The sequence below is a fragment of the Candidatus Pantoea floridensis genome, assembly GCF_900215435.1.
GTDB classification, from domain to species: Bacteria; Pseudomonadota; Gammaproteobacteria; order Enterobacterales; family Enterobacteriaceae; genus Pantoea; species Pantoea floridensis.
This window is the reverse complement of sequence record NZ_OCMY01000002.1, coordinates 189,087-202,615: the sequence shown is the minus strand read 5'-3', so window position 1 is coordinate 202,615 and position 13,529 is coordinate 189,087. Positions and strand designations below refer to the sequence as shown.

The following is a 13,529-nucleotide window of genomic DNA, read 5'->3' as shown; positions in this document are numbered from 1 at the left end:
ACGCTTTTTTACTACCTTATTTTTCCGCCGCGAAGGTCGCACTGTACAAGCTCAGTAACCAATCGATAAAGACGCGCACTCTGGGCGACAGCTGGCGATGCTGCGGATAAAGTGCGGAAACCTCCATGCCAGGGCTTTGCCATGCGTTGAGCACCTCGACCAATCTTCCGTCCGCTAGCGCCTCCGCAACGTGATAACGCGGTAATTGCACCAATCCCGCCCCTCGTAATGCACAGATAACATAGTTTTCCGCATCGTTTACCGTCACCCAACCTTTGGGCGAGAACGCCTGTTTTTTACCATTGATAATTAGCTCAATGGAATAATTCACGCCGCCCGTGGTCGAGAAAAAATTAACGCACTGATGCGCCATTAATTCTTCGGGATGCTGCGGCATACCAAAGCGTCCGAGGTAATCGGGACTGGCGCAAATCACTTGAGGCATCGTGGCCAAATGACGCGCCATCAGGGAGGAATCATGCAGTTTTCCCGCTCTGACTGCGCAGTCAACGCCTTCCCGCACTAAATCAACCAGCCTATCGCCGCTACTGATCACCAATTCAATATCCGGATAGCTACGGTGAAATTGATCGATATTCGGCAGCACAATGCGCGTTGCATGCGCGCCATGGAGGTCGAGCCGCAAAATGCCACGCGGCCGCGCAACCGTATGTCGCAACGATGACTCAGCGTCATCAAGTTCGGAAAGGATGTGCACGCACCGCTCATAGAAAGCTTTACCGTCCAATGAAGTCCGCACATGACGGGTGGTTCTTTCGAGCAGCCGGCACTCAAGATTTTTTTCTAACTGTTTGATCGCATTGCTGGCCGTAGCGCGCGGCACGCCTAGCTGATCTGCCGCCTGACTGAAACTTTCTAACTCGACAATACGCGTAAACAGCAGCAGCGTTTCAAACTTATCCATTATCTTTTCTCACACGCTAATTATTAACGAAAACGGAATTATCATATCAATTTAGCCAGCTTTATCTCTATTTATAAAGCATTAGTATGGATTTCACAGCACGCGGATGCGTGAGTCATTACCTTCACATTGGGAGAAACACATGAGTTCTGTAACGAAAACAGCCCTGGTAACGGGCGCCTCTCGCGGTATTGGCCGGGCGATTGTTGAGCGTCTGGCACAGGATGGATTTTCTGTGATCGTGAACTATGCCGGCAACGCCAGCGCTGCACAGGAAACCGTGCAGGGCATCATCGCTAAAGGCGGCAAAGCCATCGCGATTCAAGGCGATGTAGCAAACGAAGCGGATGTTCGCCACCTGTTCAGTGAAGCCAAAACCTTTACCGGTAGTCTGGACGTTGTGGTACACAGCGCGGGAATTATGCCGATGGTAAAGATCACGCCAGCCGGTCTTGCCGACTTCGATAAAACCATCAACACCAATTTGCGCGGCGCTTTTCTGATGTTGGCGAACGCCGCCGAATCCGTGAGCGAGGGTGGTCACATCATCGCCTTGTCGACAAGCGTGATCGCAAAATCGTTCCCGGCTTACGGTCCTTATATCGCGTCCAAAGCGGGGGTGGAAGGCCTGGTTCATGTACTGGCCAACGAATTGCGTGGTCGCAACATCACCGTCAATGCCGTCGCGCCTGGGCCGACCGGCACCGATCTGTTCTTTAACGGTAAGAGCGAAGAGCAAATCGCCGCTATCGCTAAACTGGCGCCGCTGGAACGTATCGGTACGCCTGGAGAGATCGCCAGTGCGGTTGCCATGCTGGCGAGCGCTGACGGGAGCTGGATTAATTCGCAAGTGATTCGTGTTAACGGCGGTTTCGCCTAATCGGCGGATCTGCAAGCAGGAGCATATTATGCAACAAGTCATTCTGGTTACCGGCGCGTCGAGCGGTTTTGGCGCCTTATCCTGTCGTGCATTCGCCCATGCCGGGCACATTGTCTACGCCAGTATGCGCGACACCAAAGGGCGTAACGCAGCGCAAGTTGAGAGCACACTGCAGTACGCGAAGACACAGGGTGTAAATATGCAGGCGATTGAATTGGATGTGCAGTCACAGGATTCAGCCGATGCAGCGATCGCCAGAATTATTGCCGAGCAGGGACGATTAGATGTCGTGGTCCACAATGCTGGACATATGGCATACGGGCCAGCGGAAGCCTTCTTGCCGGAACAATTCTCACAGCTTTATGACATCAATGTCCTTGGTACCCAGCGGGTAAACCGGGCTGCACTTCCGCACATGCGTACGCAAAGAAATGGCCTGCTGCTGTGGGTTGGCAGCAGCAGTACCCGTGGCGGAACGCCACCTTATCTCGCCCCCTATTTTGCGGCGAAAGCGGCGATGGATGCCGTGGCTGTTAGCTATGCGGCAGAATTAGCGCTGTGGGGAATTGAGTCGTCGATTATTGTGCCTGGAGCCTTCACCAAAGGGACTAATCACTTTCTCCATTCAGGTAAACCGGCTGATAGCGATCGCGAGCGTGAATATAACCTCACCGGTCCCACCGCAGGACTAAGTGAACAAGCATTAAAGGGCCTTGCAGAATGTGAACCGGCGGATGCGGATGTTGCCGATGTTGCGGCGGCAATGGTCGGTATCGTCAACGCGCCTGCGGGTAAACGTCCGTTCCGCGTACATGTTGATCCCTCTGATGACGGTGCGGAAGTGGTGAATGCGGTGGCCGATCGTATTCGCAAACAGTTTTTGCAGCGTATTGGGTTAGATGCGCTGTTAAGGCCGAGCATACGTTAGCGGTGGTAAAAGCGGGCTGGAGGCTACGATGCGAACGCTGCTATTTTTACTCTGTGGCTATCTGCTGGCGGGGGCGTGTTATTTGCTGGTTCGCTTGTTTTCCGCAATCTATCCGGCAGTTGCAATGCTGTTTCCAGCACTATTTACTTTGATGTGGTTCGCTGTCTCGTTAACCAATCTTATCGCTGGAATGACTCAGGCCGGATATAGCTTTGGTGAAGAATTGCCTCTGTTTTTGCTGATATTTATGCTGCCTGTAGCAACGTTATATTGGCTGGGGAAAGTGTGACGGCTTAAATCCGCCAGCTGCAGCCCGACGCGCTGAAGCTGGCGGCCCAACTAACTTACTGAGATTGCTGCTTTTTGCTGTCAGCCTCTTTCTGCTTTTTATTGGCCATGTGATGACCCACTGCACAGCCAGCTGCAGCACCTGCAACGCCATGATGCGCCATATGACCAGCCACGCCGCCCACAGCGGCACCTTTCAAACATCCTTTCGCCTCAACCTGAGACGTTACGGACATCAAGATACCTGCGGTAAGTACAATTAGTGAGAGTTTACGCACTGGATTTTTCCTCATTATGTTAATAGGCACATTAAGCCCGAATTGAGCATAGCCATCGTAAATAAATGCACTATTAAAAAGTGTAAGGAAAAGCATTCACTTGCATTGTTTCAAAAGTTCATTATGATTGACTAATCACTCATTTAAGGTGTTTGTATGGCAAGGCCACTTGACGAAGAAAAACGTAGAGCCATTTTAATGGCGGCATTACGAATTATCCCTGAGGAAGGGTTGGGTGCCACAACGGCTCTGATTGCCCGTGAAGCAGGGATTTCGTCTGGCTCACTTTTCACCTATTTTCCGGACAAAGTGACGTTGCTCAATCAACTTTATCTGGCGATCAAAACGGATGTTGCTGAGGCGCTGATGCGCGGTTTTCCTCTCCAGTCTGCTATCAGAGAGAGGGCATATCATGTCTGGATGGCTTATATCGAATGGGCATGTGCCCATCCTGAACAGCGCGCAACACTGCAGCAACTGTCGGTGTCGCGGGTGGTAACTGCTGAAGTGAGGGCGCAGTCTGCCGTTATGTTTGAGGCGATTAACATCATGCTGGCAGAACTGGGTACCACCGGCATTTGTGACAATGTGGAATTTATCACGTCGGTCATGGCTTCTCTGGCGGAATCAACCATCGATTTTGTGTTGCAATCGCCAAACGATAAAAAAGCATTAACCGAAGCAGGGTTCAATATGTTCGCAAGAGCGACAGGCATTTAGCCTTTAGCTTAATCTATAAATGACTGACTAGTTAATCATTATCTGCGCATAGGAGAAATAGGATGAAACACATCACTCAACATTACATTAATGGTACGTTCACCGATTCCATTGGCCAGGAGAAATTTGAACTCTTAAGTCCATCGACAAATGAAGTGATTGGCAGCGTAGTACTGGGAAATGAAGAAGATACGCGGCGGGCCATTGCGGCGGCAAAACAGGCATTTCAGAGCTATTCGCAATCGACGAAGGAAGAACGCGCCGCCTACCTGCAGCGATTTCATGATGCGATCATGGCAAGGCAGGATGATCACGTGGAAGCTTTTGTGACCGAGTATGGCGGCCCAATTCAGATGGCGCAGTTCCTGGTAAAAGCTTCTGCTGACGCGATTCTCAGCGCAAAAGAGAGCCTGCTAAACATGGCTTTCACCGAAAAGGTCGGTGAAGCGGAAGTTTCACGTAATCCCATCGGCGTTGCCGCACACATCACGCCCTGGAACGCGAACATTATTTATTTCTGCAACAAAACGGCGACGGCATTAGCTGCCGGATGCACGGTGGTCACCAAGCCCAGTGAAATGAGTGCCATTCAAACCCAGGTGATTATGGAGTGTGTTCATGCCGCAGGTTTGCCCGCCGGATTGATTAATATGGTCAACGGGCGAGGGGATGTTGTAGGCGTTGAGCTGTCGCAAAATCCAGACATCGCCAAGATTTCGTTTACCGGTTCAACCGCAGTGGGGAAAAGTATTGCAGCCCTCAGCGCGCAGACCATGAAACGCGTGACGCTGGAACTTGGCGGCAAATCGGCCCATATCGTACTGGACGATGCGGATTTAAATAAGGCGGTACCTTTTATTCTTGCGACAGGTTTTCTCAACAGCGGACAAGCGTGCATTGCCGGAACGCGCATTTTGGTTCCTGCAAGCCGTCAGAATGAGATCACCACGGCCCTGAAGCAGGCTATTGATCAGATTAAAGTGGGTATGCCGCATGAGAACGATACTGCCATTGGGCCGATGATCTCACAAAAGCAATACCAGCGCGTTCAGGACTATATTCAGAAAGGGATCGATGAGGGTGCGAAAGTGATTGCCGGCGGAGCAGGACATCCTGATGGGTTAGAGGCGGGAAACTTTGTGAAACCCACTATTTTTGTCGATGTCACGAATCAGATGACGATCGCAAGGGAAGAGATTTTCGGACCGGTTCTCTGCGTTATTCCCTACAAAACCGACGACGAAGCTATAGCGATTGCTAATGATTCACCTTATGGCCTTGCGGGATATGTCAGCAGTGAAAACCGCCAGCGTGCGAAGCACATTGCCGATCAGCTGGATACAGGGATGGTATCAATTAATACATTTGTACATACGCCTTTTGCTCCGTTTGGCGGTACCAGGCAGTCTGGTCTTGGCCGGGAAAATGGCATGTATGGCATCGGGGCGTATCTGGAATACAAAACCATTGCTTAATTTGCCGAAAAAAGCGTCGGTGAAGAGTGTTAGTTAATGAGCCGGGTCAGCCCGGCTAATCAGGAGCAAATAAGTGAACCTATTAATTTACGGGGCATCGGGCATGGTTGGCCAGGGCGTATTGCTTGAATGCTTGCGGGCAGAAGACGTGGAATCCGTAACCGTCGTGGTGCGCGCAGCAATCTCTCAAAATCACCCCAAACTGCGACAGCTCATCACCGCAGATCTGTCTGTAGAGATGAATAGCCGTGATTATGATGCCTGTTTTTTTTGTCTTGGCGTCAGTGCCGCAGGTATGACCGAGGAACAATACAGCAAGCTGACCTTTGATTTAACCTTGAACATCGCCGCTAAACTGGCACAATCAAACCCTCGCATGACGTTTGTCTATGTTTCCGGTGCCGGTACAGACAGCAGTGAAAATGGCAAAATTATGTGGGCGCGGGTTAAAGGAAAAACCGAGAACGCACTGCTTGCGATCGGATTCCATTCAGCGCTGATGTATCGCCCAGCCATAATCCGGCCCATGAAGGGCGTTCGTTCCAAAACGGCGAGCTATCGTATTTTTTATCAACTGATGACGCCGATTCTTCCTGTCCTGAAGTTGATTTTCCCCCGCGCCATCCTGACAACCGAGGAAATAGGCATTGCTATGCTTAATGCGGTTAGATATGGCAGCCCGAAAAAGGTGCTTGAAAAAGAAGACATTTTCGAGCAGGCACACCGATGAGAACGCGGTGACGCTGCTGCGATATTTCTGTGGTGAACATGGTGCGAAACTAAGATAACTTTCACGTAGCGACGCCGAAGCATTAAGTGCGCATAATCATGATTATGTTAAATGGCTTGGGCGCAAAAGGATCCAAGAGTGGTAATACGCAATTATCCTGTCTGATGCAGTTGGATTCGCTTCTGTCCGTTTTGATTTCAACTACAAACAGCCACAGCTATAAATAAATTTTACTTCGCACCTTCCCTGCCGGTTTTGCCGCGTTGGTGATGGCGTCGCTACGTGAATTCTGGTGCGTTTGCAGTACATTGGCCCGCAAACTTTCGCGTAGCGTAACGGATAAAGAAACACCCGTGACCGGATGCGCCGTTTGCAGTACGTTCTGATGCTTGCCGTAAGCACCGCGCCACCGTGATGTTTTTTTCAATCTTCATTGTGCGCAGCACTCTTCAGATTGCAGCCATAAAAAAACCGGTTGTGATAGCCGGTTTTTTATTATTTCCCGCACTTTCAGCCAACAAGGCTTTCAAGCGGAATATTGAACTGTTTGTGCAGATTGCGAATCATTGGAAGCGTAAGCTCGCGTTTGCGGTTAAGCACTTCATATACGCGATTCTGCCGACCAATTGCCGGTGCCAAATCTTTGGCCGTCAGCCCCATCTGGACCATACGGAAAAATGTCACAAATCCAAAAGATAACCCCTGTCTTGATATGCCAAGGGAGTAGAAAAAGGTTACTCTTTTGAGTGAATTGGCAGAGATGTCAATTCACATGAATTGACGATGTATCTGTTTAAAGATGGAATTCGCTATGCCAACGAGTAAAAAAACAGTCGCTAGTAAGGCTGCGGTCCTCGTTATGGATGGCGCACGCACGATAGCAAAAGGGGATCATGACTCATGAGTTTTCAGGCACACACCATCGCTATTCTGAAAGATTTGGAACAAAATGCGTTGCAACTCGACAACGCGCAGGCGATGAAACTCATCTCTCAAATCCGTAATGCAAAGCACATTTTCCTACAGGGGGCCGGGCGAAGTGGCATTGCTATACGGGCGTTCGCTAATCGCTTAGTGCATTTAGGCTTCTCGGTTAGCGTGGTAGGCGAAATTTCATCCCCACATTCTAAACCAGGTGATTTATTAATTATTGGTTCAGGCAGTGGTGAAACCTCGAGTCTGAAAAGTCTGGCGCATCAAGCCGTTGAAAATGGAGTTGAGGTTGCGCTTATCACCATGAAATCCGATTCGACGATTGGCCAATTGGCAAGCAGCGTGCTGGTATTACCGGGGAAGATGAAAACGGAAAACGATCGTCAACTAATACACTTCTCTCAGCCAATGGGTTCGGCTTTTGAGCAACTCTGCTTCATCGTCTATGATGCGATCGTGCTTGAGCTTATGGACCAGCTAGGTGAGACCAGCCAAAGCATGTTTAAGCGACACGCTGATTTTGAGTAGTCCGGAATTTCGCGCCCCAACGTCAACGCATCACTACCCTGCTCACGCACCACATTCAACGCTACGCTGATGAGCTGCTGCCGGCGGAGCCATACGTTGGCGAATGGGTAAGTTGTCAGTTTTGTTAAGTTCAGCATCACTCTGCTATTTGTAGCTCATACACCACACATGGCACATCGTAATGTTCCTCAATAGCTTTGTATTTCATGCCTAGCCGTTGCATCACTTTCTGCGAGGCGGTGTTTTTGGGATCGGCAACCGCGACCAGATATTTTGCACCTATCTTTTCAGCAGCAAACTGAATAATCGCCCGGCCTGCTTCCGTGGCGTAACCTTTACCGTGATGATTCGCGTTCAAACGCCAGCCGATTTCCAGAGGTGCGCCATCTTGATTGGCTAAATGTTGTAGACATGCAGCCCCCACCACTTCATGCGACTCCTTTTCCCGCATCGCCCACCAGGAAAAGCCGTATTGCTGCCAGCGCAACATAACGCGTTCAATATTGGCTCGCGTCTCTTCAGGGGATTTCACGATGCCATTGCTGATATAGCGCATTATCTCTGGATCGCTTTCCATCGAGCGCAGGCCGTCAAAATGTGCGTGCTCGAAAGGTTCCAATACTAAGTGTGTTGTAACTAATTCCATCGTTTCTTCCAAATATTTCATCATTGTAACCAGACCATAAGAATCTCCCGCTTTCCGTGTCAATGTTATTTAGGAAATTTCGTACAAGTCGCCACTCCTCGGTCTGATACTTATCAGCGCCCTGCCGCGATTTAATAACAACATAATTGGGATGGGGAGGTAGAAATGTTGTCATTAACACTAGTAGACAATAACCAATGGATTGCGGAAGGTTTAAATCACTATTTTTCAGAGAAACCTGTTCAAATTAAAAAAATTGACATCGACAGCCTCAATTCAGCCCTCAAAAATATTGCTGGCTGCAATGTACTGATCAGCGAATTAACCGCTTACGGCCGCGATGTGCAGTTTTTTACTGAGCTGTTACGTAAGGTAAAAGCGTCTTCTCCTGCAACGCGCATTATTGTTCTTACCGATCTCAATGAGAAAGCGGTGGTCAGTTACGTTATGAGCGTGCTGCCTGGAGTGATATTCCTTGCTAAAACCAGCTCGCTCGATGACATTTGCGATGCGGTAGTGGGCCACGCGACGACACAGAGTACGCGACGTACCAAGCAGACGCTCTCACCGCGTGAATTTGGGCTTTTGCGACTGCTGGGACAAACCAGTAATCTGACAGATATTGCCTATTCGCTTAGGCTGAGTTGCAAAACAATTAGCCACCATCGTCAGAGCATCATTCGTAAACTCAACTGTGCCAACAATAAAGAGTTATTTAATCGCCTAAATCGCATGGGTTACCAATTAGAAAAGATTTAATCATTCCCTCTTCTTAATTGGACCGCAAATTGGTGCGGTCCAATTAACACTCAACGTGGTAGCGAATCCCCCCAATCTTCACTTTTCTGGATTTTGTGTGACTGAGGTTGCATTTTCGCCATGAGCTGCTGGTTAACGAGGCACGCCCAGGCGCAGAATGGAATATATAACCATCACTGAATATATATTCAAAGCGATTTGCATGCATAACCCAACACGCAATAATTTAAGGAGAAGGTTCTATGAGTAGTTACACGTATCCGAAATTTGGTGCCGGATTGTGGCACTTCGCTAAGTATATCGATCGTTACGCGGTTGATGGTTATGGACCGGCGCTCAGCACTCTCGACCAAATAAAACTCGCCGCCAGCGTCGAAGACCTGTCCTACGTTGATGTCCCCTATCCTTTCACTGAAGGCGTTACGGTGGCTCAAGTCAAACAAGCCCTTGAAGATGCTGGCTTACGAGCCATTGGCATCACGCCGGAAATTTATTTACGTCGCTTCTCCCGCGGTGCTTTCACTAACCCTGATGATGCTATCCGTAAACAGGCTTTCGATTTAATGCATGAAGCCGCCACCGTGGTGCGAGAGCTCGGAGCCAACTATGTCAAAATTTGGCCAGGTCAGGACGGTTGGGATTATCCGTTCCAGGTAGATCATAAGAATCTGTGGAAGATGGCGGTTGATGGCATGCGGGAATTGGCCAGTGCCAATCCCGACGTAAAATTCGCTATTGAATACAAACCACGCGAGCCGCGCGTGAAGATGACCTGGGATTCTGCCGCACGCACCCTGCTGGGCATTGAAGACATTGGTTTGCCTAATGTCGGCGTGCTGCTGGATTTTGGTCACGCGCTGTTTGCCGGTGAATCTCCGGCGGATTCGGCTCAATTGATCATCGATCGCGGGCGTTTATTTGGGATGGACGTCAATGACAACTTGCGCGGCTGGGATGATGATTTGGTAGTTGGCACCGTACATATGACGGAGATTTTTGAATTTTTCTACGTATTGAAGATTAACAATTGGGATGGCGTATGGCAGCTCGATCAATTTCCCTTCCGTGAAGATCATGTCGAAGCAGCCAACCTATCCATTCGCTTCCTGAAACATATTTACCGGGCATTAGATAAACTGGATATCACCGCGCTGCAGGAAGCGCAGCGTGAACAAAATCCGCTTAAAGCTCAGAAAATCATTCAAAACGCGTTGCTCAGCAGCATCGAGCAGTAAGGTTAAGCCCAGCACGTGCATTTTGGACAAATAGGTGGTCATCAATGGCCTAATGCCGTTCAATTAGGCAATCCCTCTTTATGCAGGTGCGCATGAATGCGCACCCTACGAAAACCCGGTTATATCCGCGTTGGGTCACCATTTATGGTGACCGATTCACGCTTCGCTGACGAGCAATACGCCATAAATGGTCACCTTACATTGAATTCGAATGCCTAAAACGCAACGCTCAGTACGAATTTTGTTGCTTCCATTGCAGCGTAAACCCGCTAAGTTGGAAAAAAAATGGAGGTAACTATGCAAATGCCCTCTTCACCCTGGTGGTGGGATCTCTCTACGCGAGAATTTAGTGAACTTGATATGGCAAACATCGTTGCCATACTGCCAATCGGTGCGGTGGAACAACATGGGCCTCATTTGCCGGTACGCGTCGATGCGGCAATAAATGCCGGCATTGTTCAGCGCGCGGTCGAATTACTGCCTGATAACTTGCCGCTGCTGGTCATGCCCGCACTGCCGATCGGTAAATCCGACGAACATCTCGCTTACCCCGGCACGCTTTCATTGCCCTACGAGGTGTTAGGTAAGGTGTGGTTTGAAGTGGCAAAAAGCGCGTGGCGTGCTGGCATTCGTAAACTGATTTTCTGGAACTCGCACGGCGGCCAGCCACAGCTGATGGAGATCGTCTGCCGTCAGTTACGCATTGAACTGGGCATGTTTGCCGTCGGCGCCAGCTGGTTTCACACCTTTGATGCTTCCGACTTGTATAGCGCACATGAACTCAATCACGGCATTCACGGCGGAGAGTTCGAGACCAGCATGATGCTGCATCTCCATCCACAATTGGTGCAGATGCAGCACGCAGATAATTTTGTGTCCACGTCGGTGGCGCTCGAAGCCCGCGGCGGTATTTTGACGCCCGAAGGCGGTATTGGTTTTGGCTGGATGGCACAGGACCTGCATCTTTCCGGCACCACCGGCAACGCAGCGGCCGCCGATGCCGAACGCGGAAAGATCGCCACCGATCGCGCCGCGCATGCGCTGCTGAAACTGGCGCGCGAGGTGCAGAGTTTCGATCTCGGCTTTCTTACTGAGCGAACCGCATACCAGCCGCTGAACCTGTAGGGTTGCCATTCATGGCGACCAGGTGCGCATTAATGCGCACCTTACAGGCTACACAAGTCCTGACATCATGCCTTTGATGGTTTCAGCAAATACGCTGCCAATCGCGCTGGTGCCGCGATCGTGACCGATCAGCATCAGCGTTTGCGTATGCTGCGCCAGTTCTCGTACCGGAATATAGATCAAGCGGCCGCTGCGCTGGTCAGATTCAATATCGATTGGCGTGAGAAACGTCAGCGTTTGATCCATCATCGCCGACTGGCGCATCACTTCGATCGAGTTAGTTTCGATGACCGCTTGTAAAGTGATCGAGGCGCGTGCAAACACTTCATTCAAATAAGGGCGAATGACCATCGATTTATCGGCAATCACCACCGGATAAGGCAGGCAATCACTCAGGCGTAAACTGGATTTCTCCGCCAGCGGATGTCCCGATCCTACTACCGCACCTAACCGCACCGGTACGCTAGCAATATTGCGGTGGACCGGCTGCAGTTCAAAATCAAAGCCAATACCCAAATCCGCCTCACCGCTTGCCACCGCGTTAGTGATATTTTCACCGGTGGTGAGCTGTTGTAGCAGCAATTTTACCCGCGGATTGGCGCGTCGGAACTCGGCCGCCACGCGCGGAATCAGGTTTGCCGCCAATCCACTCATCATTGCCACGGTGACTTCGCCACGCCGCAGTCCTTTCAGCTCTTCAATTTTCATCTGCGCAATTTCAATCTCTTTGAAACTCTGCCGTACGTGGTGAATCAGCGCTTCACCGGCGGCCGTGAGGATCATTTTACGGGGTAAACGTTGAAACAAAGGCGTACCCAACTCCTCTTCCAGCGCAATCAATTGGCGGTTTATGGCCGATGCGGAGATATGCAGACGCTCGGCGGCTTTGCGGATTGAACCGCTGCGCGCGATCTGGTCGATATAAACAAACAAACGGTGCTGAAGCATATTCCATCCTGCGTTGCCTTTTAGGCATCGGTAAGTGCTAAAAATGATGCTTTTAAGATAATGCTCTTCCGGTGATTAATACATCAAAACCACACCAGGAGAACACATGATGGCAGACGTATCCCGCAGAAAATTTGCGAAGTTAGTGGCTGGCGCGCTGTTGTTACCCGCGCTGGCACCCATGTTGTCGCGCAAAGCCATGGCAGCGAATAACAATATAAAAATCGCCCTGCTGCTGCCCGGTTCGGTTGCCGATGGCGGCTGGAGTTCGCTGGCGTATGTTGGCTTGCAAAGCCTGCAAAAAGCCGGTTTTACCGTCGCCCATAGCGAAAGCATCACCCAGGCGCAGATGGATCAAACCATCCGCGGCTACGCCGATGATGGTTACACCTTGATCATTGGGCACAGTTTTGAATACGGCTCAGCCTTCGCTGAAATCGCCCCCGAATATCCGGATACCTATTTCTTCGCTTCCACCTTTAAGCCCGATGAAAAAACGCCGGGTAACGTGGAGTACATCGATCTCGCCTATGTGCAAGGTGCTTATGCTGCAGGTGCGCTGGCCGCGCTGATCTCTGATAACGGTAAAGCAGTAGGATTTGTCGGCGGCGGCGATAACCCCACACAGCAGGCGATGATGCGAGCCTTCATCCAGGCGGCAGAGAAAACCCGCCCGGGTATGAAAGGCTTGGGCGTGGTAACCGGCGATTATGATAACGCCGCGAAAGGTCGCGAGGCCGCAACCACCATGATCGGCAACGGTGCGGATGTGATCTGGCATGCGGCAGACGTCACGGGGCTTGGAGCCATACAAGGCGCGGCGGCGGCGAAAGTCAAAGTCCTTGGTTGTTATGTGGATCAGCGTAGTGTCGCGCCGGATTACGTTGCCTGCAGTTTCCGCCAGAATCTCGATTGGATGGTGGAGCAAGTGGGTGAATCGGTGGCCAATAAAACCTTTAAAGGTGGCCAGGAATGGCAGCCTACGGTGGGCAAAGCCTGGTCAATAGTTAACGGCAGCGAGCGTTATAACGCCAAACTGGTGAGCACCAGCGCCTGGGATAAATTCCAGCAGATCTGGCAACAGCTGGACAACGGCACACTGAAGCCAGTGGTTTGATAAGCGGAATCGAC

General features: G+C 50.5%; 15 protein-coding genes and 1 pseudogene. 11 read left to right on the top strand and 5 right to left on the bottom strand.

Annotation, left to right across the window (positions count from 1 at the left end; translation table 11 throughout):
* Positions 1 to 16: 16 nt before the first annotated feature.
* The gene (locus tag CRO19_RS21595) at positions 17 to 925 is read right to left on the bottom strand and encodes a LysR family transcriptional regulator (RefSeq protein ID WP_097097886.1); all 909 of its coding nucleotides are present in this window, start codon (positions 923 to 925) and stop codon (positions 17 to 19) included.
* A gap of 142 nt (positions 926 to 1,067) precedes the next feature.
* On the opposite strand from CRO19_RS21595, the gene CRO19_RS21590 reads away from it, so the two are divergent.
* Genes CRO19_RS21590 through CRO19_RS21580 form a run of 3 tightly spaced genes read left to right on the top strand, consistent with a single transcriptional unit; the run spans position 1,068 to position 3,022 of the window.
* The gene (locus CRO19_RS21590; RefSeq protein WP_097097885.1) at positions 1,068 to 1,805 is read left to right on the top strand and encodes an SDR family oxidoreductase; all 738 of its coding nucleotides are present in this window, start codon (positions 1,068 to 1,070) and stop codon (positions 1,803 to 1,805) included.
* A gap of 28 nt (positions 1,806 to 1,833) precedes the next feature.
* On the top strand, positions 1,834 to 2,733 hold the full coding sequence (locus CRO19_RS21585; RefSeq protein ID WP_097097884.1) for an SDR family NAD(P)-dependent oxidoreductase: 900 nt from the start codon (positions 1,834 to 1,836) through the stop codon (positions 2,731 to 2,733).
* Positions 2,734 to 2,761: 28 nt separating this feature from the next.
* Positions 2,762 to 3,022 carry a hypothetical protein gene (locus CRO19_RS21580; protein WP_097097883.1) on the top strand — a complete coding sequence of 87 codons (261 nt, stop codon included), beginning with the start codon at positions 2,762 to 2,764 and terminating at the stop codon, positions 3,020 to 3,022.
* Between the two features lie 55 nt (positions 3,023 to 3,077).
* Here the strand turns inward: CRO19_RS21580 and CRO19_RS21575 are convergent, their stop codons facing one another.
* Complete coding sequence (locus CRO19_RS21575; RefSeq protein ID WP_097098335.1) at positions 3,078 to 3,299, bottom strand: hypothetical protein; 222 nt, start codon at positions 3,297 to 3,299, stop codon at positions 3,078 to 3,080.
* Positions 3,300 to 3,455: 156 nt separating this feature from the next.
* On the opposite strand from CRO19_RS21575, the gene CRO19_RS21570 reads away from it, so the two are divergent.
* The 3 genes from CRO19_RS21570 to CRO19_RS21560 all read left to right on the top strand — a co-directional run bounded on the left by CRO19_RS21570 (position 3,456) and on the right by CRO19_RS21560 (position 6,224).
* The gene (locus tag CRO19_RS21570; protein ID WP_097097882.1) at positions 3,456 to 4,019 is read left to right on the top strand and encodes a TetR/AcrR family transcriptional regulator; all 564 of its coding nucleotides are present in this window, start codon (positions 3,456 to 3,458) and stop codon (positions 4,017 to 4,019) included.
* Positions 4,020 to 4,081: 62 nt separating this feature from the next.
* On the top strand, positions 4,082 to 5,494 hold the full coding sequence (locus tag CRO19_RS21565) for an aldehyde dehydrogenase family protein (RefSeq protein WP_097097881.1): 1,413 nt from the start codon (positions 4,082 to 4,084) through the stop codon (positions 5,492 to 5,494).
* A gap of 73 nt (positions 5,495 to 5,567) precedes the next feature.
* Positions 5,568 to 6,224, top strand: a complete 657-nt coding sequence (locus tag CRO19_RS21560; protein ID WP_097097880.1) for a Rossmann-fold NAD(P)-binding domain-containing protein — start codon at positions 5,568 to 5,570, stop codon at positions 6,222 to 6,224.
* Positions 6,225 to 6,734: 510 nt separating this feature from the next.
* Here CRO19_RS21560 and CRO19_RS21550 read toward each other — a convergent pair.
* Positions 6,735 to 6,899 (bottom strand): annotated as a pseudogene (locus CRO19_RS21550) (helix-turn-helix domain-containing protein); the annotation flags it as partial.
* A 225-nt stretch (positions 6,900 to 7,124) separates the two neighbouring features.
* Between CRO19_RS21550 and hxlB the strand changes: the two are divergent.
* A complete protein-coding gene (hxlB, locus tag CRO19_RS21545; protein WP_097097878.1) occupies positions 7,125 to 7,685 on the top strand; it encodes a 6-phospho-3-hexuloisomerase in 561 nt (186 codons plus the stop codon).
* Positions 7,686 to 7,821: 136 nt separating this feature from the next.
* Here hxlB and CRO19_RS21540 read toward each other — a convergent pair whose 3' ends face one another.
* Positions 7,822 to 8,355: a GNAT family N-acetyltransferase gene (locus CRO19_RS21540; protein WP_320204521.1), complete on the bottom strand. Its 534-nt coding sequence runs from the start codon at positions 8,353 to 8,355 to the stop codon at positions 7,822 to 7,824.
* Between the two features lie 141 nt (positions 8,356 to 8,496).
* On the opposite strand from CRO19_RS21540, the gene CRO19_RS21535 reads away from it, so the two are divergent.
* The 3 genes from CRO19_RS21535 to CRO19_RS21525 all read left to right on the top strand — a co-directional run bounded on the left by CRO19_RS21535 (position 8,497) and on the right by CRO19_RS21525 (position 11,450).
* The gene (locus CRO19_RS21535; protein WP_097097877.1) at positions 8,497 to 9,090 is read left to right on the top strand and encodes a response regulator transcription factor; all 594 of its coding nucleotides are present in this window, start codon (positions 8,497 to 8,499) and stop codon (positions 9,088 to 9,090) included.
* Positions 9,091 to 9,332: 242 nt separating this feature from the next.
* Positions 9,333 to 10,325, top strand: coding sequence for a sugar phosphate isomerase/epimerase family protein (locus CRO19_RS21530; protein WP_097097876.1), 993 nt, complete (start codon positions 9,333 to 9,335; stop codon positions 10,323 to 10,325).
* Positions 10,326 to 10,622: 297 nt separating this feature from the next.
* Positions 10,623 to 11,450, top strand: a complete 828-nt coding sequence (locus CRO19_RS21525; RefSeq protein ID WP_097097875.1) for a creatininase family protein — start codon at positions 10,623 to 10,625, stop codon at positions 11,448 to 11,450.
* A gap of 48 nt (positions 11,451 to 11,498) precedes the next feature.
* Here the strand turns inward: CRO19_RS21525 and CRO19_RS21520 are convergent, their stop codons facing one another.
* On the bottom strand, positions 11,499 to 12,398 hold the full coding sequence (locus CRO19_RS21520) for a LysR family transcriptional regulator (protein ID WP_097097874.1): 900 nt from the start codon (positions 12,396 to 12,398) through the stop codon (positions 11,499 to 11,501).
* A gap of 106 nt (positions 12,399 to 12,504) precedes the next feature.
* On the opposite strand from CRO19_RS21520, the gene CRO19_RS21515 reads away from it, so the two are divergent.
* Positions 12,505 to 13,515 (top strand): BMP family protein, encoded by a 1,011-nt coding sequence (locus tag CRO19_RS21515; RefSeq protein WP_097097873.1) that lies wholly within the window; start codon positions 12,505 to 12,507, stop codon positions 13,513 to 13,515.
* Positions 13,516 to 13,529: the final 14 nt, after the last annotated feature.